Origin of the sequence: Kribbella sp. HUAS MG21 (assembly GCF_040254265.1) — a bacterium.
In the GTDB taxonomy this organism is placed as follows: domain Bacteria; phylum Actinomycetota; class Actinomycetes; order Propionibacteriales; family Kribbellaceae; genus Kribbella.
Genome location: NZ_CP158165.1, coordinates 4,904,944 through 4,926,945, shown reverse-complemented (window position 1 = coordinate 4,926,945; position 22,002 = coordinate 4,904,944). Strand labels below are relative to the sequence as shown.

Annotated in this window: 23 protein-coding genes; 10 read left to right on the top strand and 13 right to left on the bottom strand. The window is 70.6% G+C overall.

Annotated features, from left to right (window positions below):
• The first annotated feature begins 13 nt into the window (after positions 1-13).
• Positions 14-910, top strand: coding sequence for an alpha/beta hydrolase (locus ABN611_RS24125; protein WP_350274501.1), 897 nt, complete (start codon positions 14-16; stop codon positions 908-910).
• A complete protein-coding gene (locus ABN611_RS24120) occupies positions 907-1,833 on the top strand; it encodes an RNA polymerase subunit sigma-70 (RefSeq protein WP_350274500.1) in 927 nt (308 codons plus the stop codon). Before ABN611_RS24125 ends, ABN611_RS24120 begins: the two co-directional genes overlap by 4 nt.
• Here the strand turns inward: ABN611_RS24120 and ABN611_RS24115 are convergent.
• Together ABN611_RS24115 and ABN611_RS24110 are read right to left on the bottom strand one after the other, a co-directional pair.
• The gene (locus ABN611_RS24115; RefSeq protein WP_350274499.1) at positions 1,823-3,040 is read right to left on the bottom strand and encodes a sigma-70 family RNA polymerase sigma factor; all 1,218 of its coding nucleotides are present in this window, start codon (positions 3,038-3,040) and stop codon (positions 1,823-1,825) included. The genes ABN611_RS24120 and ABN611_RS24115 overlap by 11 nt on opposite strands.
• A gap of 64 nt (positions 3,041-3,104) precedes the next feature.
• Entirely contained in the window at positions 3,105-3,476 is a 372-nt protein-coding gene (locus ABN611_RS24110; protein WP_350274498.1) for a YciI family protein, read from the bottom strand.
• 103 nt (positions 3,477-3,579) lie between these two features.
• Between ABN611_RS24110 and ABN611_RS24105 the strand changes: the two genes are divergently transcribed.
• Positions 3,580-5,073 (top strand): NAD(P)/FAD-dependent oxidoreductase, encoded by a 1,494-nt coding sequence (locus ABN611_RS24105; protein ID WP_350274497.1) that lies wholly within the window; start codon positions 3,580-3,582, stop codon positions 5,071-5,073.
• Here the strand turns inward: ABN611_RS24105 and ABN611_RS24100 are convergent.
• The gene (locus ABN611_RS24100) at positions 5,018-6,157 is read right to left on the bottom strand and encodes a citrate/2-methylcitrate synthase (RefSeq protein ID WP_350274496.1); all 1,140 of its coding nucleotides are present in this window, start codon (positions 6,155-6,157) and stop codon (positions 5,018-5,020) included. The two genes, ABN611_RS24105 and ABN611_RS24100, sit on opposite strands and share 56 nt — an antisense overlap.
• A 74-nt stretch (positions 6,158-6,231) precedes the next feature.
• Between ABN611_RS24100 and ABN611_RS24095 the strand changes: the two genes are divergently transcribed.
• Positions 6,232-7,380: a citrate synthase gene (locus tag ABN611_RS24095; RefSeq protein WP_350274495.1), complete on the top strand. Its 1,149-nt coding sequence runs from the start codon at positions 6,232-6,234 to the stop codon at positions 7,378-7,380.
• A gap of 42 nt (positions 7,381-7,422) precedes the next feature.
• On the opposite strand, the gene ABN611_RS24090 is transcribed toward ABN611_RS24095, so the two are convergent.
• The 6 genes from ABN611_RS24090 to ABN611_RS24065 form a co-directional block, all read right to left on the bottom strand.
• Positions 7,423-8,802 carry a hypothetical protein gene (locus ABN611_RS24090; RefSeq protein WP_350274494.1) on the bottom strand — a complete coding sequence of 460 codons (1,380 nt, stop codon included), beginning with the start codon at positions 8,800-8,802 and terminating at the stop codon, positions 7,423-7,425.
• A 66-nt stretch (positions 8,803-8,868) separates the two neighbouring features.
• Complete coding sequence (locus ABN611_RS24085; protein WP_350274493.1) at positions 8,869-9,750, bottom strand: MurR/RpiR family transcriptional regulator; 882 nt, start codon at positions 9,748-9,750, stop codon at positions 8,869-8,871.
• A 96-nt stretch (positions 9,751-9,846) separates the two neighbouring features.
• Entirely contained in the window at positions 9,847-10,809 is a 963-nt protein-coding gene (locus tag ABN611_RS24080) for a tetratricopeptide repeat protein (protein WP_350274492.1), read from the bottom strand.
• A gap of 58 nt (positions 10,810-10,867) precedes the next feature.
• Positions 10,868-12,661: an NAD-binding protein gene (locus ABN611_RS24075; RefSeq protein ID WP_350274491.1), complete on the bottom strand. Its 1,794-nt coding sequence runs from the start codon at positions 12,659-12,661 to the stop codon at positions 10,868-10,870.
• Positions 12,582-14,255: a methylmalonyl-CoA mutase family protein gene (locus ABN611_RS24070; protein ID WP_350274490.1), complete on the bottom strand. Its 1,674-nt coding sequence runs from the start codon at positions 14,253-14,255 to the stop codon at positions 12,582-12,584. Before ABN611_RS24070 ends, ABN611_RS24075 begins: the two co-directional genes overlap by 80 nt.
• Positions 14,256-14,416: 161 nt before the next feature.
• Positions 14,417-14,920: a MarR family transcriptional regulator gene (locus ABN611_RS24065; protein WP_350274489.1), complete on the bottom strand. Its 504-nt coding sequence runs from the start codon at positions 14,918-14,920 to the stop codon at positions 14,417-14,419.
• A 32-nt stretch (positions 14,921-14,952) separates the two neighbouring features.
• Between ABN611_RS24065 and ABN611_RS24060 the strand changes: the two genes are divergently transcribed.
• From ABN611_RS24060 to ABN611_RS24040, 5 genes are all read left to right on the top strand, one after another.
• Entirely contained in the window at positions 14,953-15,399 is a 447-nt protein-coding gene (locus ABN611_RS24060; RefSeq protein ID WP_350274488.1) for a DUF4231 domain-containing protein, read from the top strand.
• 31 nt (positions 15,400-15,430) lie between these two features.
• Positions 15,431-15,937, top strand: a complete 507-nt coding sequence (locus ABN611_RS24055; protein WP_350274487.1) for a maleylpyruvate isomerase family mycothiol-dependent enzyme — start codon at positions 15,431-15,433, stop codon at positions 15,935-15,937.
• Positions 15,938-15,975: 38 nt separating this feature from the next.
• A complete protein-coding gene (locus tag ABN611_RS24050; protein WP_350274486.1) occupies positions 15,976-16,152 on the top strand; it encodes a hypothetical protein in 177 nt (58 codons plus the stop codon).
• Positions 16,153-16,228: 76 nt separating this feature from the next.
• Positions 16,229-16,576 carry a YciI family protein gene (locus ABN611_RS24045; RefSeq protein WP_350274485.1) on the top strand — a complete coding sequence of 116 codons (348 nt, stop codon included), beginning with the start codon at positions 16,229-16,231 and terminating at the stop codon, positions 16,574-16,576.
• A gap of 20 nt (positions 16,577-16,596) precedes the next feature.
• Positions 16,597-17,874, top strand: coding sequence for a DUF6596 domain-containing protein (locus tag ABN611_RS24040; protein WP_350274484.1), 1,278 nt, complete (start codon positions 16,597-16,599; stop codon positions 17,872-17,874).
• A gap of 68 nt (positions 17,875-17,942) precedes the next feature.
• Here the strand turns inward: ABN611_RS24040 and ABN611_RS24035 are convergent, their stop codons facing one another.
• The 4 genes from ABN611_RS24035 to ABN611_RS24020 all read right to left on the bottom strand — a co-directional run bounded on the left by ABN611_RS24035 (position 17,943) and on the right by ABN611_RS24020 (position 21,363).
• Positions 17,943-18,659, bottom strand: coding sequence for a PH domain-containing protein (locus tag ABN611_RS24035; protein ID WP_350274483.1), 717 nt, complete (start codon positions 18,657-18,659; stop codon positions 17,943-17,945).
• An 89-nt stretch (positions 18,660-18,748) separates the two neighbouring features.
• Complete coding sequence (locus ABN611_RS24030; protein ID WP_198682812.1) at positions 18,749-18,907, bottom strand: hypothetical protein; 159 nt, start codon at positions 18,905-18,907, stop codon at positions 18,749-18,751.
• 297 nt (positions 18,908-19,204) lie between these two features.
• Positions 19,205-20,161 (bottom strand): methylmalonyl Co-A mutase-associated GTPase MeaB, encoded by a 957-nt coding sequence (gene meaB, locus ABN611_RS24025; RefSeq protein WP_350274482.1) that lies wholly within the window; start codon positions 20,159-20,161, stop codon positions 19,205-19,207.
• Positions 20,161-21,363 (bottom strand): acetyl-CoA C-acetyltransferase, encoded by a 1,203-nt coding sequence (locus tag ABN611_RS24020; protein ID WP_350274481.1) that lies wholly within the window; start codon positions 21,361-21,363, stop codon positions 20,161-20,163. The genes meaB and ABN611_RS24020 overlap by 1 nt, the downstream gene beginning before the upstream one ends.
• 136 nt (positions 21,364-21,499) lie before the next feature.
• Here ABN611_RS24020 and mce point away from each other — a divergent pair, with 136 nt between their 5' ends.
• Positions 21,500-21,928, top strand: a complete 429-nt coding sequence (gene mce / locus ABN611_RS24015) for a methylmalonyl-CoA epimerase (protein WP_350274480.1) — start codon at positions 21,500-21,502, stop codon at positions 21,926-21,928.
• Positions 21,929-22,002: the final 74 nt, after the last annotated feature.

Below are 22,002 nucleotides of genomic sequence, written 5' to 3'. Positions count from 1 at the left end.
GAAAGGGAGAACGATGGCGAGCAAGGAATCCGAAGCGGTCCGGCAGCACTGGGCCGCGGGCCGGAAGGCGATCGAGCAGGGCGCGCAGCTCACCGACCAAGAGCTGACCGACCACCGCTGGGCGGAACTGACCACCGAGCCGCCGGGCGTCGACTACCTGACGGTGCCCGGGCGCGAGGCGCTCTGGATCGTGCCCCACAACGCGGCCACGGACCGGGTGCTGCTGTGCCTGCACGGCGGCGGGTACGTCGGCGGCTCGCGCTTCTCGCACCGCAAGCTCTTCGGGCATCTCGCCCGCGCGGCCGGTACTCGCGCGCTGGCGATCGACTACCCGCTGGCGCCCGGCCGGCCGCATCCGGCGCAGGTCGACGCCGCGGTCGACGCGTACCGCTGGCTGCTCGACCAGGACATCGCGCCGGAGCACATCGTGTTCACCGGCGACTCGGCCGGCGGCGGGCTGGCGATCACCACGCAGCTGCGGGCGCGCTCGCAGGGCCTGCCGCTGCCCGCCGGGGCGATGCCGTTCTCGCCGTGGGTGGACTTCGAGGCGACCGGAGCGTCGTACGACGGCAACCGGGACCGGGACGCGTACTTCCACCGGGACCTGGTCCGCGGGCTCGCCCGGATCTTCGTCGGCCCGGACGGCTCGCTGCGGGATCAGTTCGTGAGCCCGCTGTACGGCGACCTGACCGGGTTCGGACCGCTCTACATCCAGGTCGGCGGCGACGAGGTACTGCTGGACGACGCGCGGCAACTCGCCGAGGCGGCGGAGAAGGCCGGGGTCGACGTACAACTCGACGTGTTCCCGGAGATGCAGCACACGTTCCAGATGGCGGCGGGCCGCGCGCCGGAGGCGGACGACGCGATCCAGCGGATGGGACGCTGGGTTCGGCCGGTACTGGGCCTGTGACGATCCAGGGAGTGGTGATGGGCTTCGACGAGCAGACCGAGCCGTTCCGCAAGGAGCTGCTGGCGCACTGCTACCGGATGCTCGCGTCGGTGCACGAGGCCGAGGACGCGGTCCAGGAGACGTACCTGCGCGCCTGGCGGTCCTGGGACGGTTTCGAGGGCCGGTCGTCGGTGCGGGTCTGGCTGTACCGCATCGCGACCAACGTCTGCCTGACGGCTCTCGACCAACGTAACCGCCGCGCGCTGCCGTCCGGGATCGCCGCGCCGAGCACGGACGTCGCCGCCGACCCACCGCCCACGCCGGACGGGATCGGCTGGGTGGAGCCGCTCCCCGAGTCGCTGGTGGCGTCCGACCCGGCCTCGATCGTGACGCTGCGGGAGAGCCTGCGGCTGGCGTTGATCGCCGCGCTGCAGTACCTGCCGCCGAAGCAGCGCGCCGTACTGATCCTGCGGGAGGTGCTCGCGTTCCCGGCGGCGGAGGTGGCGACGATGCTCGACACGTCGGTCGCGGCCGTGAAGAGCACGCTGCAACGCGCCCGGGCCCGGCTCGACGAGACCGCCCCGTCGCAGACAGACGTGCTGGAACCGACCGATCCGCGGTCCCGCGCGCTGCTCGACGACTACATCGCCGGCTTCGAGAACGCCGACACGGCCGCGCTCGAGCGTGCGCTCCGGATGGACGCCGCGATCGAGCTGGTCGGCACGCCGACCTGGTTCAACGGCCGCGAGCTGTGCATGCGGCTGCTGGAGTCCGCGGTCGGCGAGCCGGGCGACTGGCGGATGGTCCCGATCGTCGCGAACGGCCAGCCCGCGGCGGCCGTCCACTTCAAGGGCGAGCCGTACGGGATCGCCGTACTCACGCCGACTACATCCGGGCTCACGCACATCCACGTGTTCAGCACGCCGGATCTCGTCACCGCCTGAGGTTCTCGAGGCGCGTGGTGAGGAAGCGGCGCTCGGTCTCGTTGGCGGTCAGCTCGATCGCCTCGCGGTACGCGGCGGCGGCCTCGTCCGGGCGGTCCAGCCGGGTGAGGACGTCGGCGCGGGTCGCCGGCAGGTAGGCGTACGACGCCAGCGCCGGTTCGTTGCTCAAGGCATCCAGCTCGGCGAGTACGGCGGTGAGGTCCGCGTGCGGGACCAGGCTGCGCGCGGCGGCGCGGTTGAGGGCGACGATCGGCGTCGGCCAGCTCACCATCATCGCGTCGTACATCCGGACCACCTGACGCCAGTCGGTCTTCTCCCAGGTCGGCGCTGTCACGTGCAGCCCGGCCACGGCCGCTTGCAGTGCGAAGCGGCCGTGGCCGCGTTGCAGGGCCGCTGTCGCTCGGGAGACGCCCTCGGCCAGCAGGCGCGGGTTCCAGCGGGTCCGGTCCTGGTCCGCGAGGAGGACCAGCTCGCCGTCCTCGCTGACCCGGGCGTCGCCGCGCGCCTCGGTCATCAGCAGCAGGCCCAGCAGCGCCTGCGGCTCGGGCTCGTCAGGCATCAGGCGCTCGAGCATCCGCGCCAGCTCGATCGCCCGCCCGGTCAGGTCGGTCCGCGTCAGCTCCGGCCCCGCCGCGACATGGCCTGCCGTGTAGACCAGGTGTACGACGGTCAGGACGACGTCCAGGCGCGCGGGCAGCTCGTGATCGGCGGGGATCCGGTACGGGATGCCGGCCGCCGCGATCTTCTTCTTGGCCCGGGTGATGCGGGCCGCGGCCGTCGGCTCGCTGATCAGCAGCACCGCCGCGACTTCGCGCGTGGTCAAGCCGCAGATCAGCCTCAGCGTCAGCGCCACCTGCGACTCGCGTGCCAGCGCGGGGTGGCAGCAGGTGAATACCAGGCGCAGCGGGTCCGTCGGCTGCTCGACCTCGCGCGGCTCCTCGACGAGGAGCGGGAGCTTGCGCCGCAGGTTCGTCTCCCGGCGCAGGCGATCCAGGGCGAGGCGGCGGGCGACCGTGGTCAGCCAGCCGCCCGGGTTGTCCGGGATGCCGTCCGGCCAGGTCCGCAGCGCCTGCACGAACGCGTCCTGCGTGCAGTCCTCGGCCAGGTCGAGGTCCCGCGTCAGCCGGACCACGGACGCCAGCACGGTCGACCAGCTCTCCCGGTGCGCCCGGTCGACGACCCTGGTGACCTCGACGGCTTCAGTCACTCGCGCTCCCGTTGTGCCGCGGGTACGCCGACGTGGGTGAACGTCGGCGTACCCGCATGGGCCGTCAGGCCTGTGGCCCCGAACCCTCGGAGGTGTCCATCACCGGGCGCACCTCGACGTTCCCGGACGGGCAGAGCTTGGCCAGCTCCAGCGCCTGGTCGAGGTCGCGCGCCTCGATGACGTAGTACCCGCCGAGCGCCTCCTTCGTCTCGATGAACGGCCCGTCGGTGACCAGCGGGTCCGCGCCCTCCCGCTGCCGGACCGTGCTCGCCGTCGTGGACCGCTCCAGGGCCTCCCCGCCCAGGATCCGCGCGCCGGCCTTCTCCACCGCCTCCGAGAACGCGCCGTGCAGCTTCATCGCCTGCTGCCACTCGTCCACGGTCAGGTTGTCGTACCACTCCTCGGTGTCGTACAGCAGGAACATGTACTGCGCCATCTCGGGCTCCCTTTGGTCTAGGGCTTGTACTGAACATCTTGCTGACGATCGGCGCCGCGCGGAATCGACAACACTCCACGGCCGGATTTACTACTGTTGGGTAATGCAGCACTTCGACGTCCTGATCGTCGGCGCGGGCCTGTCCGGGATCGGAGCGGCGTACCGGCTCCAGACGCGCTGCCCGGAGCGGAGCTACGCCGTCCTCGAGGCCCGCGACACGTTCGGCGGCACCTGGGACCTGTTCCGGTACCCGGGGGTGCGGTCGGACTCCGACATGTTCACACTCGGGTTCCCGTTCCATCCGTGGAAGGCGGCGAAGGCGATCGCGGACGGGCCGTCGATCCTCGAGTACCTGCACGAGACCGCGGCGACGTACGGCATCGACCGGCACATCCGGTACGGCGAACGCGTCGTCCGCGCCGCGTGGTCGTCGGCGGACGCGCTGTGGACCGTAGAGACGGGCACGGCGACGTACACCTGCGCCTTTTTGTATGTGTGCAGCGGGTACTACGACTACGACTCGGGGCATGTGGTCGACTTCGAGGGGCAGGACGAGTTCCGCGGGCGGATCGTGCACCCGCAGCACTGGCCGGCCGACCTCGACTACACGGGCCAGCAGGTCGTTGTGGTGGGCAGCGGGGCGACCGCGGTGACGGTGGTGCCCGCCATGGCCGGTACGGCGGAACACGTGACGATGCTGCAGCGCTCGCCGAGCTATGTCGCCTCGCGACCGGCCCGTGACGCGCTGTCGGACCGGATCCGCGCTGTGTTGCCGGAGAACCTCGCGCACCGGGTGATCCGCGGGAAGAACGTTGCCCTGAGCACCGTGGTGTACAGCGCATTCCGGCGCTGGCCGGCGCATGCCGCGTGGCTGCTGAACAGCACCGTGTCCAAGCAGTTGCCGGACTCGGTCCCGGTCGATCCGCACTTCACGCCGCGATACAAGCCGTGGGACCAGCGGCTCTGCCTGGTCCCGGACGCCGACCTCTTCAAGGCGTTGCGGAACGGGTCGGCCTCGGTGGTGACCGACGAGATCGAGCGGTTCGTCCCGACCGGGCTGCGGCTGCGGTCCGGCCGCGAGCTTCCCGCCGATCTCGTGGTCACCGCGACCGGGCTCCGGATGGTGGCCCTCGGCAACATCGAGGTCAGCGTCGACGGCCGGACCGTGGCGCCGCACGACACGTTCGTGTACCAGGGGATGATGCTCAGCGGCGTCCCGAACCTGGCGTGGTGCATCGGGTACACGAACAACTCGTGGACGCTCCGCTCCGATCTCACCTCGCAGTACGTCTGCCGGCTGTTGAACCACCTCCGGGACACCGGCACCCGGATCTGCGTCCCCGAGGTCGACCCGGCCGAGTACGACGCCCCGCCGCGGCCGGTGGTCGACCTGTCGTCCGGCTACATCCGGCGCGCCGCCGGCATCCTCCCCCGCCAGGGCAGCCATGGGCCGTGGCGGCTGCGCCAGAACTATCCCCGGGACCTGGTGAGGTTGCGCTTCGCCCGGGTCGACGACGGGGTCATGCAGTTCCGGTCGCCGGTCAGGGAAGCGGGGCCGGGGGTTGCGGGCCGACGTACGTCGCGATCGGGCGGATGATCTTCGGGTCCTGGGACTGTTCGAGGATGTTGGCGGACCAGCCGATGATGCGGCTGACCGCGAACGTGGGCGTGAACATGGCGCGCGGGATGCCGCACAGCTCCATCACGACGCCGGCGTAGAACTCGACGTTCGCGTAGAGGTTGCGGCCCGGCTTCAGCTCGGCGAGGACGTCGACGATCCGCTGCTCGACGGTGGTCGCGAAGTCGACCAGGTCGCCGCCGATGCCGCGGGCGATGTCGCGGAGCAGCAGGGAGCGCGGGTCCTCGGTCCGGTAGACCGCGTGCCCGAAGCCCATGATCCGGTCGCCGGCGGACACCTTCTCGCGGACCCAGGCGTCGATGCGGTCCGGCGTACCGATCTCGTCGAGGCTGGCGAGGGCGCGGTCCGGTGCGCCGCCGTGCAGCGGTCCCGAGAATGCGCCGATCGCGCCCGCGACGGCCGAGACCACGTCCGCGCCGGTGGAGGCGATGACGCGGGCGGTGAACGTCGACGCGTTGAAGCCGTGGTCGACGGTGGAGACGAGATAGTGCTCGATCGCGGTCGCGTGGACTGCGGTGGGCTCTTCGCCGGTGACCAGGTACAGCCAGTTGGCGGCGGCCGAGAGGTCGGGGCGCGGCTCGAGCGGCTGCTTGCCTTCGCGGAGGCGGTAGAGCGCGGCGAGGATGGTCGGGGTCACCGCGCACACGAGCATCGCGTCGGCCTTGCGGCGCTCCTGGTCTGCGTCCCAGAGCGGCGGGAGGCGGCGTACGGCGGCGAGCAGCGACAGGGCCGTTCGGAGGCCGGCGAGCGGGTTGAACACCGGGCCGGCTGATGCAATCGCCGGGAGGACGGCGCGGACCTCGTCGGGGAGGACGCGCAACGGGGCGAGCCGGCCGACGAACTCGGCGCGCTCGGCGTCGCTGGGGAGGTGGCCCTCGAACATCAGGTACCAGACGTCTTCGAGGGTCTTCGCCTTGGCGAGGTCGATCGCCGAGTACTGGCGGTAGTGGTAGAACCCCTCGTCGCCGCGGACGTCTCCGAGCGTCGTCTCGGTGACGACGACGTTGCGGAGACCGGGCGGAACATTGATCGTTGTGGACATCTTCTCAGCGTTGCCAGCTGATCAACTATTGTCAATATTGATCCAGTCAACATGAACGGGGCGAGGAGCCGTGAATGCCGTCCGAAGGTGACGAGAATTACCTGACCACCGCCGAGGTCGCACGCCGGCTCCAGGTGAAGCCGGCGACGATCTACGCCTATGTCAGCCGCGGCCTGCTCACCAGCGTCCGAGCCCGCGGCCGCCGCGGCAGCCTCTTCCCCGCCGCCGAGGTGGAACGCCTGGCCGCACGCTCGGTAGAACACTCCGGCGTCGTCGAACGCATCGAATCCGAACTGACTCTCATCCAGGACGACACCCTCTACTACCGCTCCCAACCCGCTCACACGTTGGCCACGACCTCCACGGTCGAACAGGTGGCCCACCTCCTCTGGAACTCATCTGAGGCACGCTTCGAGGTCGAGCGAGCAGGGGTGGAACTGGCTCGGGCGGCTATGGGGGTGGTGCCGGAGGGGGCTCGGTTGACGGATCGGTTGCGGGTGGCGGTGGCCGTGTTGGGGGCGGCGGATCCGTTGCGGTTCGATCTGTCGGCGCCGGCGGTGACGCGTGCGGCCGGGAAGTTGATCCGCACGCTGGTCGCGGCACTTCCCGGGCCTGCGGTTGCCAGGACGACGCTCGGTGGGCAGCTCTGGCCGAAGCTGTCCGACGAGCCACCGCGGCCCGAGGTACTGGACGCAGCGCTCATCCTGCTGGCCGACCACGGGCTGGCGGTCTCCACCGTCGCCGCCCGCGTCGCCGCGAGCGCGCGGGCGAACCTGTACGCCGTGATTTCGGCAGGCCTCGGCGCCCTCGACGGGCAGTACCACGGCGCGGCGCCGACCCTCGCGTACGAGTTCCTGGAACGCGCCAAGCACGACCCCGTCAAGGCCCTCTCGGACCAGCTCCGCACCGGCGAGCCGATCCCCGGCTTCGGCCACCGCATCTACCAGCACCGCGACCCGCGCGCCGAAGTACTCCTCGACCTGCTCGCCGGCCACCCGATCGTCGACACCGTCAACGCCGTCGCCGAACGCACCGCGACGTTCCCCAACAGCGACCTCGCGATCGCCGCCGTCATGCACGCCTACAACTTCCGCCCCGACGCCGGCGACGCCCTGTTCGCCCTCGCCCGCATGATCGGCTGGACAGCCCATGCCCTCGAGGAGTACGCCGCCCCCGCCCTGCGCTTCCGAGCCATGGGCATCTACACCGGCCAACCCACCTGACCGCCCCGGCGACGCCAAGCCAGGGCGGTCGAGCAGCGCCTGCTACTTCGTGGTGAGTTTGAGGAGGGTTGCCGCGCCTGGCGCCAGGGAGACGTCGACCGGGGCTACGCGGTGCGGTACGTAGGTCTGGCGGGCTGGGTGGAAGATGCCTACGGAGCCGACCGCCTGGTGGTTCGGGGTGAGGACGGCGCGGGCTCGGGTGCTGTGGGAGCGGTTGGCGAGGAAGAGCCAGCGGTCGGTGGACGTGGTGTCTCTCGGGCGGAAGGTGCCGACCACGACGGGACTGCCGGAGATCGCGGAGACCAGGTTGGTCGGGGTGAAGCCGACGGCGCCGTTGGGTAGTGGGGTTTCGTTGGCGTGCTGGACCGTTTCCGAGACCAGCGGCTTGAGTTCGCGGCCTACCTGGTGGAGCCAGGTGGTGTTGATCTGTTTCGCGGCGTAGTACCGCGACGTCCGCTCGCCGTCGACGGTGATCAGCGCGGGGCCGAAGCCTTCGCCGCGGGCCGCCTCCGGGGTCCAGTAGGTGAAGTACTGGATGCCCTTGGCGCCGTACGCGAGGCTGATGTTGACCTGCCAGAGCAGCTCGGCCGCCGTCGGCACCCGGTGGTTGTCGTAGGCAAGCGTCTGGATGAACACCCACGACGGGATGTCGCCGTGCAGCGCCGCGTCGCGGACGATCGCCCAGTTGTGGAAGTAGTTCGCGTCCTCGCGGCCCTCGGACAGCAGCGGGTACCGGTCGAACGAGATCAGCGACGGCTTCACCACGTCCACGAAGCCGCGGTAGTACGCCGGGTCGTTCGACGGGAACAGGTTGATGTACGGCAGCAACTGCGGCGCCAGCTCCCGCGAGATCGCCAGCGCCTTCGCCAGTGTCGCGAACCAGCCCGCGCCGGGTTCGTCGTAGAAGTTGAAGCCGGCGAGTGAGGAGTACGGGCCGTAGGCGTTCCGCGCGCGGGTGTAGAGCTCGCGGGCCTCGGCCGGGGTGACGCTGAGGAAGTCGGTGGTGGTGTCCGAGATCGAGAACCAGCGCGACATGTTCCGGATCTGGATGTCGTCGGAGATCAGCATCTTCAGGCCGGTGTCGCGGGCCAGGCGGAGCTGGTGCTGGAAGATGTTGCCGTCGCCGGCGTAGTTGCCGGAGATCACGAAGTCGAACCCGGCGTCCTTGATCTCCGCGAACCGGGACGCCGTACTCGCGTACGGATGCGGCGGCCAGAACAACCCGACCGGAAACTCCGGCCCACCGGTCAACGGCAAGGTGTCCGGCGACGGCACGGCAACCTCAGCCGGTAAGGCGGACGCCCCGGTTGCTGCGGACGCGATTGTCGTGCCTGCTGTGGTGGCGGCAGTGAGGGCGGTGGCTCCGGCGCCGAGCAGCAGGCTGCGGCGGGTGGGGCCGAGGATCTGGTGAGGACTCTGCATGGCTCTCCTTCGGAAGGCGGTCGAACGGAGTGGCTGAACGGAGTGACGAGAACGGGAGTGGCGGAGTCAGGAGCGCTGCCGGTGGTCTGCGACGGCCTCGGCGGTGGCGTCGAAGGCTTGCTCGGCCAGCGGGTAGTCGCGTTGCGCGACGCCCAGGTACAGCGCGTCGAGCACAAGCATCTGAGCGTGCCGCCCGGCCAGTCCCCCGGTCCGGAACGTCACGTCGCGCGCCGCCGTGACCAGCACGATGTCCGCCGCCCGCGCCAGCGGCGACCGCGGATAGTTGGTGATGGCAACAGTCGTCGCGCCCTGCCGGCCGGCGCGCGTCAGCGGCTCCAGAACCTCGACGGTCTCGCCGCTGTGCGAGATCCCGACCGCGACGTCCCCGGTCCCGAGCAGCGCGGAGCTGGTCAGCGCCGTGTGGACGTCGCTCCACGTACTGGCGCCCCGCCCGATCCGGTGCAGCCGCAACCGCAGGTCCTCGGCGACGGCCGCCGACCCCGCGACGGCGTACAGGTCGATCCGGCGCGCGTCGGAGATCGCCTGCGCGGCCCGCCCGAGCGCCTCGACGTCGAGTGCCGCGACGGTGTCCTCGAGCGCGCGCATGTCGGCGCGCAACAGCGTCCGCAGTACGTCGTCCAGCGAGTCGTCAGGCCCGACCTCGGCGCCGGTCCCGCGCTCCCAGCTCGGGCTGGTCCGGCCACTCTCGGCAGCCAGCGCCAGCCGCAGCTCGGCGTACCCGGACAGGCCGAGCGCGAGGCAGAACCGCGTGACGCTCGGCAGCGACGTACCGCACCGGGCCGCCAGCTGGCCGATCGTCGACGAGGCCACCGCCGCCGGGTCCCGCAGTACCTCGGCCGCGATCCGCCGCTGCGCCGGACTGAGCGTCGGCAGCAGCCCGTGGATCCGCGTCTCGAGACTCGGCGACGGTGACTCGACAGCGCTCATGTGAAGAATTCTCAGAGCACGTCAGTACCGTTTACAACAATTCACGCCGTCCGGAACCGGCCAGCGCATTCACAGCGCCCGCAACGGGAGACCAGCTCAGAACAGGGCCGCCATCAGCCGCCGCCGGGCCTTGACCACCCGCTCGTCGTCGGCGCCGACCACGTCGAACAGCTCCAGCAGGTGCAGGCGAACCGTGTTCCGCTCGTCCCCCGCCGTCGTCTGGATCGTCTTGATCAACCGCGCGAACGCGTCGTCGACATGCCCGCCCATCAGGTCCACGTCGGCGACCAGCATCTGCGCCTCGACGTCCGCCGGGTTGTCCGCGGCCCGCGCCCGCACGTCGGCCGGCACGTCCTGCGTACGCTTCACCAGCTGCACCCGCGCCAGCCCCGACTTGGCCTCGGCGTCGTTCGGCGTCTCCTTCAGGAGCTCCTCGTACGCCGCGATCGCGCCGTCCAGGTCACCGGCGCCGACCGCGTTCTCGGCCTTCTCGTACCGCGGGTTCGGCGCGTCCTCCTCGACCGGCTCGGCCGCCGCCGCACCGACCGGCTCCGCGCGCCCGGTGATCCCGTTCGCGACCGCCACGGTCAGCAGCTGGTCGAGGTACTGCCGCGCCTCCGGCTCGCCGAGCGCACCCTGGAACAGCGGGACGACCTGCCCCCGCAGTACGGCGATCACCAGCGGCACGGTCTGCACGCCGACCGCCTGGGCGAGCTGCGGGTTCGCGTCGATGTCGATCCGCGCCAGCAGGAACTTGCCGGCGTACTCCGTCGACAGCTTCGCGAGCACCGGGCCGAGCGCGACCGACGCCTGCGAGCGCGGCGACCAGAACTCGACCACCACCGGGACCTGCAGGGACCGCTCGATGACGTCGCTCTGGAACGTCGGCTCGCTCACGTTCAGCACGTACGACCCCGCGGCACCACCAGGCGCACCAGCGGGAGCACCGCCGCCAGGCGCGGCACCGCCAGGCGCGGCGGGAGCGCCGGGCGCACCCGCGGGCTTGCGCAGGGACGACAGGTCGATCGCCCCGGGACGGGAGAAGTTCGACTGGCTCACCACTGTCCTCGCATTCCGTGCGCACGGGAGACAAACTCTACGTTCACAGGTCCATCCTCTACGACGCCTCCGACTTGCGCTGCGGCCGGGTCACCATCAGCAGCCGCGCCAGGCCGGCCCGGGTGCCCGCGACCGCCAGCCGGTCGCCCGCGCGGACCCGCCGTTCGAGCGCCGGGCGCCACTCCCAGGGTCCGTTCACGTCCTGGCGCGCGAGGACCCGCAGCCCCTCGGCCTCGTTCAGCTCGCCCAGCCGGCGACCGTCGGCGATCGACTCCGGCTCGACGGTCACCTCGGTCAGCAGCAGCACCCGGCGACCGGCCGGCACGATCACCTGCTTGCGCTGGTTCGCGACCGCGGCCGCGACGGCCGGCGCCACCAGCATCGACACCGAGCGGCTGTGCCCGAGGCCCAGCCGGCGCTCGACCCGCTGCGCGAGGTCGTGGTCGAACATCCGCATCGTGATCCGGGCATCCGGGTTCAGGTCCTGGGCCACCATCGCGGACTCCAGGTTCGTGATGTCCCCGTCGGTGATCGCGAGCATCGACTGGCAGCGCTGCACCCCGGCCGACCGCAGCGTCTCCTCGTTGCTGCTGTCCCCGACCACGACCGGGATCTTCAGCCGGTGGGCGACCTGGACGCCGGGCGCGTCCTCGTCCTGGTCGACGCCGACCACCGCGACTCCGCGCTCGGTGAGGATCTCCAGCACCCGCGCGCCGACCGTCCCGAGACCGCACACCACCACATGGTTGCGCGGCCTGCCGCGGACGCCGCCGATGATCCGCGACAGCCGCGCGCCGATCAGCGAGTCGACCACGACCGCGGTCAGCAGCGCCATCAGCACGATCCCGGTCAGCTGCACCATCACCGCCGCGACCTTCACCCACGGATCCGCCTCGGAGAACGCGTCGTCCTCGATCCCCGCGGACGTCACCGCGCCCAGCGCCAGGTAGACCGCCCGCCACCACTCGATCCCGCCGACGAAGTGGATGACCGCCGTACCGGCCGCGACCAGGAACGCCATCACCGCGGCGATCTTGCGGACCCGGCTGTCGAAGATGTCGCGGAAGGCCATCACCCAGCCGGCCGGACGGACGTCGCGACTGCGCCAGACCGACCGGACGCCGGTCCCGAGCACGATGTCGCCCTCGGGATCGGCACTCGATGCCGGCAGCAACTGCGGGGTCGCGGACGAGGTGGTGTCGGCGAGCACCGTCAGGTGCGGCTCGCGGATCAGGTCGGCCTGGCCGACGACGACCATCTGGCCGCCGAGCTCCATCCAGGTCAGCTCGTCGTCCGCCAGCGCGTCCGAGACGAACGCGGGCGCGGCCAGCGACGGGCCGTTGATCACCACGCAGTCGCCGAGCAGGCTGTTCAGCTGCTTGCCCAGCCGCGGGTTCACCATCTGCACGATGATCCGCAGGTCCGGATCCATGTCCCGAGCGGTGAGGGCGGTGTGCACGTTGTGGACGTCGTCGGTGTCGAGCAGCACCAGCGCCCGGGCCGTGGACGGCGTACCGTCGTCGTCGGCGTCGACCCCGGCGCGCCGGAGCAGGGACTCGCTGATCACCCGGGCGCCCATCACGGTCGCGCCCAGCTCACCGATCCGGTCGTAGTGCCGGGAGGCGGGGTTGACGATCGCGGTCACCCGCTCGCCCGAGCTCACCAGCTCGGTGACCACCCGGAGCATCGTGCGGTCCGAGCCGCACACCACGACCGGGCGGCCGTCGGCCTTCGCGGCCGGCCGGACGCCCGGCTGAGCGTCCGACAGGGCCTCAGAATCGGGCGGGCTCTCGGTACTCGCCCCACTGTTCCCGAAGAACGTGACAGATTTCCCCCATCGTGGCCTCCGCACGCACCGCCTCCAGCATGGGCTCGATCAGGTTGCCAGTGCCGCTGGCCGCCTCCACCAGAGCCGATAGCGTACGCCGTACCCGGTCCTCGTCACGGTGCGCCTTGCGCTCCGCCAAGACCCGGCACTGCTCGACCTCCACCTCGTGCGAGACCCGGAGGATCTCCAGCTCGCCGGACACCGTGTCGGTCAGCGTGTTGACGCCGACGATCTTCTTCTCGCCCTTCTCGAGCTTCTGCTGGTACTCGAACGCGGCGTCGGCGATCTCGGCCATGAACCAGCCGTCCTCGATGCCGCGCAGGATGCCGCCGGTCATCGACTCGTCCGGGCTCAGCTCCTTGATCCGCGCGAAGATCTCCTCGGCCTCGGCCTCGATCTTGTCGGTGAGCGCCTCGACGTACCAGGAACCGCCGAGCGGGTCGGCGACGTTCGTGACGCCGACCTCCTCCATCAGCACCGACTGCGTCCGCAGCGCGATCTCGGCCGACTCCTCGGTCGGCAGCGCGAGCGTCTCGTCGAGCGCGTTGGTGTGCAGCGAGTTCGTCCCGCCCAGTACGGCGGCCAGCGCCTCGACGGCCGTCCGTACGACGTTGTTGTACGGCTGCTGCGCTGTCAGCGACACGCCCGCGGTCTGCGTGTGGAACCGCAGCCACTGCGCCTTCTCGGTCTTCGCGCCGTACACGTCTCGCAGCCAGCGCGCCCAGATCCGCCGGGCCGCCCGGAACTTCGCGATCTCCTCGAAGAAGTCCAGGTGGCTGTCGAAGAAGAACGACAGGCCGGGCGCGAACACGTCCACGTCCAGGCCGCGGCTCAGGCCGAGCTCGACGTACCCGAACCCGTCGGCGAGCGTGTAGGCGAGTTCCTGCGCGGCGGTCGAGCCGGCCTCGCGGATGTGGTACCCGGAGACGCTCAGCGGCTTGTACGCCGGGATGGTCGTCGCGCAGTACTCCATCAGGTCGCCGATCAGGCGCAGGTGCGGCTCCGGCGGGAACAGCCACTCCTTCTGCGCGATGTACTCCTTGAAGATGTCGGTCTGCAGCGTCCCGTTGAGCCGCGAGACGTCCGCGCCCTGGCGCTCGGCGGCGACCAGGTACATGCAGAACGCCGGGACGGCCGGGCCGGAGATCGTCATCGAGGTCGTGACGTCCTGGAGCGGGATGTCCTTGAACAGCCGGTCCATGTCGGCCGCGGAGTCGATCGCGACGCCGCAGTGCCCGACCTCGCCGAGCGACTTCGGGTCGTCGGAGTCGCGGCCCATCAGCGTCGGCATGTCGAACGCGACCGAGAGGCCGCCGCCCCCGCCGTTCAGGATCATCTTGTAGCGCTCGTTGGTCTGCTCGGCGTTGCCGAAGCCGGCGAACTGGCGGATCGTCCAGGTCCGGCCGCGGTACCCGGTCGCGTACAGGCCGCGGGTGAACGGGAACTCGCCCGGCCAGCCGATCCGCTCCATCCGCGGGTCGTCGACGCCCTCGGGCGGTCCGTACACCGGCGCGACCTCGGTGCCGGAGAGCGTGGTGAAGTCCGCCTCCCGCTTGCGCGCGGCGTCGTAGCGCTGCTGCCACCGGTTCCGCCCGGCCGCGATCTGCTCGGCATCCATCAGTCAGACCTCCCTAGGGACTGGTCTCCAAAATACTAGGACGTCCAACTAATTCCAACGTGACGTGGACCGCCAGGCCATCACAATCGGCAGCCGGCGATCCCGCAGCGCCACGCGAGCGCGGGCAGGGCGGATTGTGAGGGCCTGGGCGTCCGAGCCCGTCAGGTGAAGTCGCCGGCGTTGCGGCGGAGTGGCTCGAGGACGGTCCAGAGCATCTTGAGCTGTTCGTCGGTGAGGCCGGCGAGCGCGAAGTCGGCGGCGACCAGGTCGGCGGTGGCGCGTTCGACCAGGTCACGGCCTTCTGGGGTGATCTCGCAGAGGACCGCGCGGCCGTCGTCCGGGTGCGGGGTCCGGGTGACCAGGCCCGCGGCCTCGAGCCGGCGGACGATCGACGTCACCGACGTCGGGTGCACCTGGAGCCGCTCGCCCATCTTCCCCAGCGGCAACGACCCGCGCCGCGAGAACGTCAGCAGCACCAGCGCCTCGAACCGGGCGAACGTCAGCCCGTGCTTGCGGAGGATCTCGTCCAGCTCGTTGATCACGATCTGCTGCGCGCGCATCAGCGACGTGACGGCCCGCATCTGCTCGACGGCACCCCAGCGCCGTCCCCACTGCCGCGACGCCTCGTCGATCGGATCGAACGGCAGCGCCCTCTTCCTGGCCATGTGCGGAACCTTAGCCTCACACTGTTCGCACCATGTCGAGACTCAGGGATTCAGACTTCCCCGCGCTGGGGACGGACTCGCCCGCCGAGCAGCTGATCGGCATCCGGTTCCGGTGGTACGCCGGCCAGGCCCGGCGCGCCCGGATCTGGTACCGGGCACTGGGCACCGTGCAACTGCTCGCCGCGCTGGTGATCGCGATCTCGGTGGCCATCAAGGCACCGGTCTGGCTCGCGCCGGCGCTCGGCGGCGCGATCGCGCTCGCCGAAGGGATCCGGACGTTGTTCGGGTTCAAGGACACGTATCCGACGTACACGCGGACGGCCCAGCAGCTGCGCAACGAGGCCTGGTTGTATGCGCAGAAGGCGGGGCGGTATGCGCGGGCGGAGGAGCCAGTGCGGCTGCTGGCCGAGCGGGTTGTCGAGATCAGTCACGCGGAGACTGAGGACTGGGAGGCGGCGTTGAAGGCGCGGACTATCTGAAAGTGTCCGTGGGCTCTGTGAAGGTTCGGGCATGAGGTTTCTGGAGCATGTGCGGGCGGAGAGTGCGCGGCTGGGCGAGGTGGCGCGGGCCGGGCTAGGCGCGGGCGTGCCCAGCTGCCCGGGGTGGACGGTCGACGAGCTGGTGCGGCATGTGGCGGAGGTGTACGCGCACAAGATCGAGGTGCTGAAGCACGGCGCGCGCCCCGACCCGTGGCCGCCGGACTTCTCCGGCCGGGAGACCCTGCCGTGGTACGACGCGGCGCGCGCGGCGCTCGTCGACGCGCTGGACGCGGCCGGAACGGGCCTGGAGACGTGGACGTTCAACCCGCGCGACACGACCTCGGGTTTCTGGCACCGGCGGATGGCGCACGAGACCGTCGTCCACCGGATCGACGTGGAGCAGGCGCACGGCGTGGTCACCCCGATCGATCCGGGGCTGGCGCTCGACGGGATCGACGAGGTGCTCTACCCGAGCCTGGGCGGTCCGTGGTGGGAGGAGGGCGACACCGCTCACCCGGTCGACGCTGCGGTCGGCTGACCGCGGCGGGTCGTTCGTGGACGGTGTACGCCGACGCGGTGAGTGTCGACGTACGGCAAGGGGCTGAAGGCGAGGTGGCGGCGGAGATCTTCGGTGAGCCGGAGCGGTTGTACCTGTGGTTGTGGGGGCGGGCCGGTGACGACGCGGTCTCGGCGGTCGGTGATCCGGAGGTGGTGCGGGCGTTCCGCGGACGAATCTCGGAAGCCACGCAATGACGATGTCCTGGTGGGGCGCGGCTGTTCGTTCCTTTGCCGAGGGACCACAGTGGTTCCAGCGAGAAGGAGGAGTCCGATGGCTCAGTACCTTGCACTGACCTACACCGCCGACGTCGACTGGTGGGCGCCCGAGCAGGCCGACGAGCTGGCCGAGTACCGGAGGTTCGGCGCCGAGTACGCCGATCAGGTCAAGGCGAGCGCCGTGCTGCACCCGACCTCGACGGCGACCGTCGTCCGCGTCGAGGGCGCCCGCGGCGGCCCGGTGGTCACGACCGACGGCCCGTACGCCGAGACCAAGGAGGCGCTGACCGGCTACTACCTGATCGAGGCCGACGACCTGGAAGCAGCAGTCCGGATCGCCGCCGAGATCCCGGCCGCGTGGGGCGGTGCCGTCGAGGTCCGCCCGGTGATCCTGGCGAAGTAGCTTCGAAGGTCAGAAAAGCCGTGGACGAGCGGTACGGCGTGGTGGCCGAGACGATTCGGATCGAGGGGACGCGGATTTTGGCGACCTTGATCCGGACCGTCGGGGACGTGCAGCTTGCGGAGGATGCGGTGCAGGAGGCTGCGCTGGCGGCGCTCGGGGCGTGGCCTGTGACCGGCGTACCGCCCGAGCCGCGCGCCTGGCTGACCGTGACCGCGCGCCGCAAGGCGATCGACATCATCCGCCGCGAACGGGCCCGCGGTACGAAGGAACGCGACGGCGCGGACCTGCTCGAGCTCTCCCGCCCCGAGCCGGAACTCGACCCGGTCAGCGCCCTGGAGCCGGAGGACGTCGTCGAGGACGACCTGCTCCGGCTGATCTTCACCTGCTGCCACCCGTCGTTGTCCCCGCCGACACGGGTGGCGCTGGCCCTGCGGACGTTGTGCGGGCTCTCCCCCGCACAGATCGCCGGCGTCCTGCTCACCACCGAAGTCGCAACCACCAAGCGCCTCGTCCGCGCCCGCCAGAAGATCGCCGCGGCCCGCATCCCGTACCGCGTCCCGGCCGAGGCGGAGCTCCCCGAGCGACTACCAGCGGTCTGCGCCGTCATCCACAGCCTCTACACCGCGGGTCACGCGCCCGCCGAGGGCGAAGCGGCGTACGACGTCGACCTGTGCGCGGAGGCGATCCGGCTGGCGGAGCTCCTGCACTCGCTGCTCCCCGACCAACCCACGCCGACCGCGGTCCTCGCGCTCCTGCTCCTCACCCAAGCCCGCCAGGCGGCGCGCGTCGACGACGCCGGTGAGGTGGTGACGCTCGACCAGCAGGACCGCTCGCTGTGGGACCAGGACCTGATCGCCCGCGGCGTCGCGCTCCTCAACGACTCCCTGGAACGCTCCGCCCGCCAGGCCGACGCGTACCAACTCCAGGCCGCGATCGCTGCCGAACACGCCCGCGTCCCCAGCTACCCAGCCACCGACTGGCGCGAAATCGTCCGCCTGTACGACCTCCTCGTCGAGGTCTCCCCCAGCCCTGCAGCCGAACTCGCCCGGATCGTCGCGATCGCGGAGACCGGCGAGGTCGACAGGGCGCTCGTGATGCTCGACGCGATCCCGCCCAGCTCGCGCCGGCACGCGGTCAGGGCCGAGCTCCTCGCCCGCCGCTCCCAGTACGCCGAAGCCGTCCACGAGCTGGACCAGGCGCTGGCCGAGGCCCCGGCCGACCACCCCGAGCGCGCACACCGGCAACGCCGCCGCGCCTTGTTCCACGCCAGAACCGCGGACAACCAACAGGGACCGTGAACACCTGACCAGGTGTTCACGGTCCCCACAGCCTGTCCGAGGTCCCCCAACCCTGGCCGCGGTGCGAATCAGTCGTCGTCGGTCCAGTTGCCGCGTTCGCTGTTGAAGATGGACTTCGAGGCGGAGCCCGACGGCGGCGCCGGACGCGCCGGCTGGGCGGTGACGGGTGCCGGGGTGGACGCGGCGACCTCCTGGGCCGTGTCCATGCCGATCGGGCCGGTACCGTCGTCGTCGGAGTCCTCGTCGCCCTGGACGACGTCGACGCTCGCGGAGGCCCGCAGGCCGGTGCGCTGGATGACGCGCTGGATGGTCAGGTCGCGGTCGTCAGGACGGCTGACCCACTTGATCTCCCGGAAACCCTGGTCCTGCGCGGCCGACTCGAAGACGAAGTGCCCGTAGCCGAGCATCCGGCCGATGATCGGCTTCTGCAGGGTGATGTCGAGGACCCGGGCGATCGGGGTGGTCGCGACGGTCTGGGAGAAGACGCCGCGGATCCGCATCACCCGCATGTTCGTGACCACGAACCGGTCCCGGTGCTGGGTGAGGAACTGCCAGAAAGCGTGCGCCAGCAGCACCAGAACGATCGCGAGCAGCACCGGCTGCCCGCCGATCGACGTGGTCGCCATCGTCAGCAGCAGCGCCGCCGCGAGAATCACCTCGAGCATCGGCACCGTGAACACCACCCAGTGGTGCCGGACCTCGTCGATGACGACCTCGCCCTCGTCCGAGATCAGATGGCGCCGGACCTTCGGGTCGAAGATCCGGAACAGGCCAATTCCGGCCATCTGCTCACTCCCCTGTCACGCTGTTGTGTGACCCCGTGCATCCAAGTGTCCCGCACGACGACGCGGCACGGGACACTCGCAACGGCAGATCAGCTGAACAGCGCGGTCAGGAACTGGATGACGCTCCCGAACGCGTCACCGACGGCGGAGAACGCTCCACCCACCGCGTTGGCCGCGTTGGTCGGCTGGGTGAACAGATAGAAGCCGGCAAAGGCGATGAGCGACCAGATCAACAGCTTCTTCGGCATGTCGCCACTCCTTGTTCCTAACCCACTCGGTCGACTGTGTTTGAGTTTGTATCACGGACCGTCACCAATTGTCACTGACTGAACACAGCCCACCGCACAATGCTCACCAGCTACAAGGTCCATTCTGTAACGGATCCGGGGGCACGGCAGCCACCGGCGCGCCGCCCTGGGACGCGGATCGCCGTACCGGACGGAAATTCTGCGTCATATGCCCGAATTCGGCACAATTCCGGGTGAACGGAAAGCAAAGACACAATGTGACACTGCGTGGTCGATTGTTCCACGGCGAGACAAGTCTCACAAAGCCGCGATCAGCTCGTCGGCCGCCGAATACGGGTCGGTGCCGCCGTCGGCGACCTTCGCGGCGAGTACGTCGAGCCGCGCGTCGCCGTGCAGGTGTGCGAACCGGGCCCGCAGCGCGGTCGTCGCGATCGCCTCGATCTCGTCACGCGCACGGCTGCGCCGGCGTTCGGTCAGTACGCCGTTCCCGGCCATCCAGGCGAGCCTGTCCTCGATCGCCTGCACCACCTCGGCGACGCCCTCGTTGCGGGATGCGACCGTCTTCAGGATGGGCGGCGTCCAGGCGCCCTCGGGCCGTTCGGCCAGCGCCAGCATCGCCCGCAGGTCCCGGGTGACCGACTGGACGCCGTCCCGGTCCGCCTTGTTCACCACGTAGATGTCGCCGACCTCCAGGATCCCGGCCTTGGCCGCCTGGATGCCGTCGCCCATCCCGGGTGCCAGCAGGACGAGCGTGGTGTCCGCCATGCCCGCGATCTCGACCTCGGACTGCCCGACCCCGACGGTCTCGACCAGCACCACGTCGAACCCGGCCGCGTCCAGCACCCGCAGCGCCTGCGGCGTCGACCACGCCAGCCCGCCGAGGTGCCCGCGGGACGCCATCGACCGGATGAACACGCCCCGGTCGGTCGCGTGGTCCTGCATCCGCACCCGGTCGCCGAGCAGCGCGCCGCCGGAGAACGGCGACGACGGGTCCACCGCGAGAACGCCGACCCGCTTGCCGGTCTCGCGGTACGCCGAGACGAGCGCGGACGTCGACGTCGACTTGCCGACGCCGGGCGATCCGGTGATGCCGACGATGTGCGCGTTCCCGGCGTACGGCGCGAGCGCGGCCATCACGTCGCGCAGCAGCGGGGACTCGTCCTCGACGAGCGAGATCAGCCGGGCGACGGCCCGGGAGTCACCCTCCCGGGCCCGCTCGACGAGCTCCCCGACCGGCGCCGTACGTCTCGGCATCAGCTCTTCGGGACGCGGACGATCAGGGCGTCGCCCTGGCCGCCGCCGCCACACAGGGCGGCCGCGCCGACGCCGCCGCCGCGACGGCCGAGCTCCAAGGCCAGGTGCAGCACGAGCCGCGCGCCGGACATCCCGATCGGGTGGCCGAGCGCGATCGCGCCGCCGTTCACGTTGACCTTGTCCTCGCCGACCCGCAGCTCGCGCGCGGACGCGATCCCGACCGCGGCGAACGCCTCGTTGATCTCGATCAGGTCGAGATCGTCAGGCTGGATGCCCTCCTTCGAGCAGGCCTTGACGATCGCGTTCGCCGGCTGGCTCTGCAGCGTCGAGTCCGGACCCGCGACCGAACCGTGCGCGCCGATCTCGGCGATCCAGCTCAGCCCGAGCTCCTCGGCCTTCGCCTTGCTCATCACCACGACCGCACACCCGCCGTCGGAGATCTGCGACGCCGAACCGGCCGTGATCGTGCCGTCCTTGCCGAACGCCGGCCGCAGCTTCGCCAGCACCTCGACCGAGGTGTCGCCGCGGACACCTTCGTCGGTGTCCACCACGATCGGGTCGCCCTTGCGCTGCGGCACCTCGACCGGCACCACCTCGTCGGCGAAGACGCCGTTCTTCCAGGCCTCCGCGGCGCGCTGGTGCGACCGCGCGCTGAACTCGTCCTGCTCCTCGCGGCTCAGCTTCTCGACGGCGTTGTTCTGCTGGTCGGTGAGCGCGCCCATGGCCTGGTCGGTGAACGCGTCCCAGAGGCCGTCGTACGCCATCGAGTCGACGAGCGCGGTGTCGCCGTACTTGTAGCCCTCGCGGGACTTCGGCAGCAGGTGCGGCGCGTTCGTCATCGACTCCATGCCGCCGGCGACGACGATCTCGTACTCGCCGGCCCGGATCAGCTGGTCGGCGAGCGCGATCGCGTTCAGCCCCGACAGGCAGACCTTGTTGACGGTGATCGCCGGCACGTTCATCGGGATGCCGCCCTTGACCGCGGCCTGGCGGGCGGTGATCTGACCGCCGCCGGCCTGCAGTACCTGGCCCATGATCACGTACTCGACCTGGTCCGGCGCGACGCCGGCCTTCCGCAGTGCGCCCTGGATCGCGAACCCGCCGAGCTCGGCGCCGGTGAAGCCCTTGAGGCCACCCAGCAACCGCCCGATCGGGGTCCGTGCACCGGCGACGATGACGCTGGAGTTCCGCGTGTCAGACATGTTGTCACGATACCTGCGACCGCACTGGTACGCCGCTGCTCGCACACGTCAGACGGGTCACACGGATCGTGCCCGGACCTGTCGTGTGGGCCACTTTCGATGGCCTGCGGAGTACGTCGTACGCCACGCTGACGGGATGGACCAGCTGTTCGACGCGATCGACCATGTCGGCATCGCGGTCGCCGACTTCGACGAGGCCGTGCGGTACTACGCCGACGTGTTCGGGATGACCGTGGCGCACGAGGAGATCAACGAGGAGCAGGGCGTCCGGGAGGCGATGCTCTCGGTCGGCGACTCGGGTTCCTCGATTCAGTTGCTGGCGCCGCTGTCGGACGCGTCGCCGATCGCGAAGTTCCTCGACCAGCGCGGCCCCGGCATCCAGCAGCTCGCGTACCGGGTCGGCGACATCGACGCGGTCTGCGAGGTACTACGGGAACGCGGCGCGCGTCTGCTGTACGACGTACCGAAACGCGGCACGGCCGGCTCCCGGGTCAACTTCATCCACCCGAAGTCGGCCGGTGGCGTGCTCGTCGAACTGGTGGAGCCTTCAGCTACTCACAGCTGAGCGCCTACCCACCGCTGAGCAGCGGGGCACGCGCCGTGACGGCGCGCGAAAGAACTCTCCCGCGCGGGTCCCGG

Excerpts from the sequence above, each read along its gene's own strand:
- ABN611_RS24125 (WP_350274501.1), top strand. The coding sequence starts at position 14 with ATGGCGAGCAAGGAATCCGAAGCGGTCCGGCAGCACTGGGCCGCGGGC.
- ABN611_RS24110 (WP_350274498.1), bottom strand. The coding sequence starts at position 3,476 with ATGGCGCAGTACATGTTCCTGCTGTACGACACCGAGGAGTGGTACGAC.
- ABN611_RS24105 (WP_350274497.1), top strand. The coding sequence starts at position 3,580 with ATGCAGCACTTCGACGTCCTGATCGTCGGCGCGGGCCTGTCCGGGATC.
- ABN611_RS24100 (WP_350274496.1), bottom strand. The coding sequence starts at position 6,157 with ATGTCCACAACGATCAATGTTCCGCCCGGTCTCCGCAACGTCGTCGTC.
- ABN611_RS24095 (WP_350274495.1), top strand. The coding sequence starts at position 6,232 with ATGCCGTCCGAAGGTGACGAGAATTACCTGACCACCGCCGAGGTCGCA.
- ABN611_RS24090 (WP_350274494.1), bottom strand. The coding sequence starts at position 8,802 with ATGCAGAGTCCTCACCAGATCCTCGGCCCCACCCGCCGCAGCCTGCTG.
- ABN611_RS24085 (WP_350274493.1), bottom strand. The coding sequence starts at position 9,750 with ATGAGCGCTGTCGAGTCACCGTCGCCGAGTCTCGAGACGCGGATCCAC.
- ABN611_RS24070 (WP_350274490.1), bottom strand. The coding sequence starts at position 14,255 with ATGGATGCCGAGCAGATCGCGGCCGGGCGGAACCGGTGGCAGCAGCGC.
- ABN611_RS24065 (WP_350274489.1), bottom strand. The coding sequence starts at position 14,920 with ATGGCCAGGAAGAGGGCGCTGCCGTTCGATCCGATCGACGAGGCGTCG.
- ABN611_RS24060 (WP_350274488.1), top strand. The coding sequence starts at position 14,953 with ATGTCGAGACTCAGGGATTCAGACTTCCCCGCGCTGGGGACGGACTCG.
- ABN611_RS24055 (WP_350274487.1), top strand. The coding sequence starts at position 15,431 with ATGAGGTTTCTGGAGCATGTGCGGGCGGAGAGTGCGCGGCTGGGCGAG.
- ABN611_RS24045 (WP_350274485.1), top strand. The coding sequence starts at position 16,229 with ATGGCTCAGTACCTTGCACTGACCTACACCGCCGACGTCGACTGGTGG.
- ABN611_RS24035 (WP_350274483.1), bottom strand. The coding sequence starts at position 18,659 with ATGGCCGGAATTGGCCTGTTCCGGATCTTCGACCCGAAGGTCCGGCGC.
- ABN611_RS24030 (WP_198682812.1), bottom strand. The coding sequence starts at position 18,907 with ATGCCGAAGAAGCTGTTGATCTGGTCGCTCATCGCCTTTGCCGGCTTC.
- meaB (WP_350274482.1), bottom strand. The coding sequence starts at position 20,161 with ATGCCGAGACGTACGGCGCCGGTCGGGGAGCTCGTCGAGCGGGCCCGG.
- ABN611_RS24020 (WP_350274481.1), bottom strand. The coding sequence starts at position 21,363 with ATGTCTGACACGCGGAACTCCAGCGTCATCGTCGCCGGTGCACGGACC.
- mce (WP_350274480.1), top strand. The coding sequence starts at position 21,500 with ATGGACCAGCTGTTCGACGCGATCGACCATGTCGGCATCGCGGTCGCC.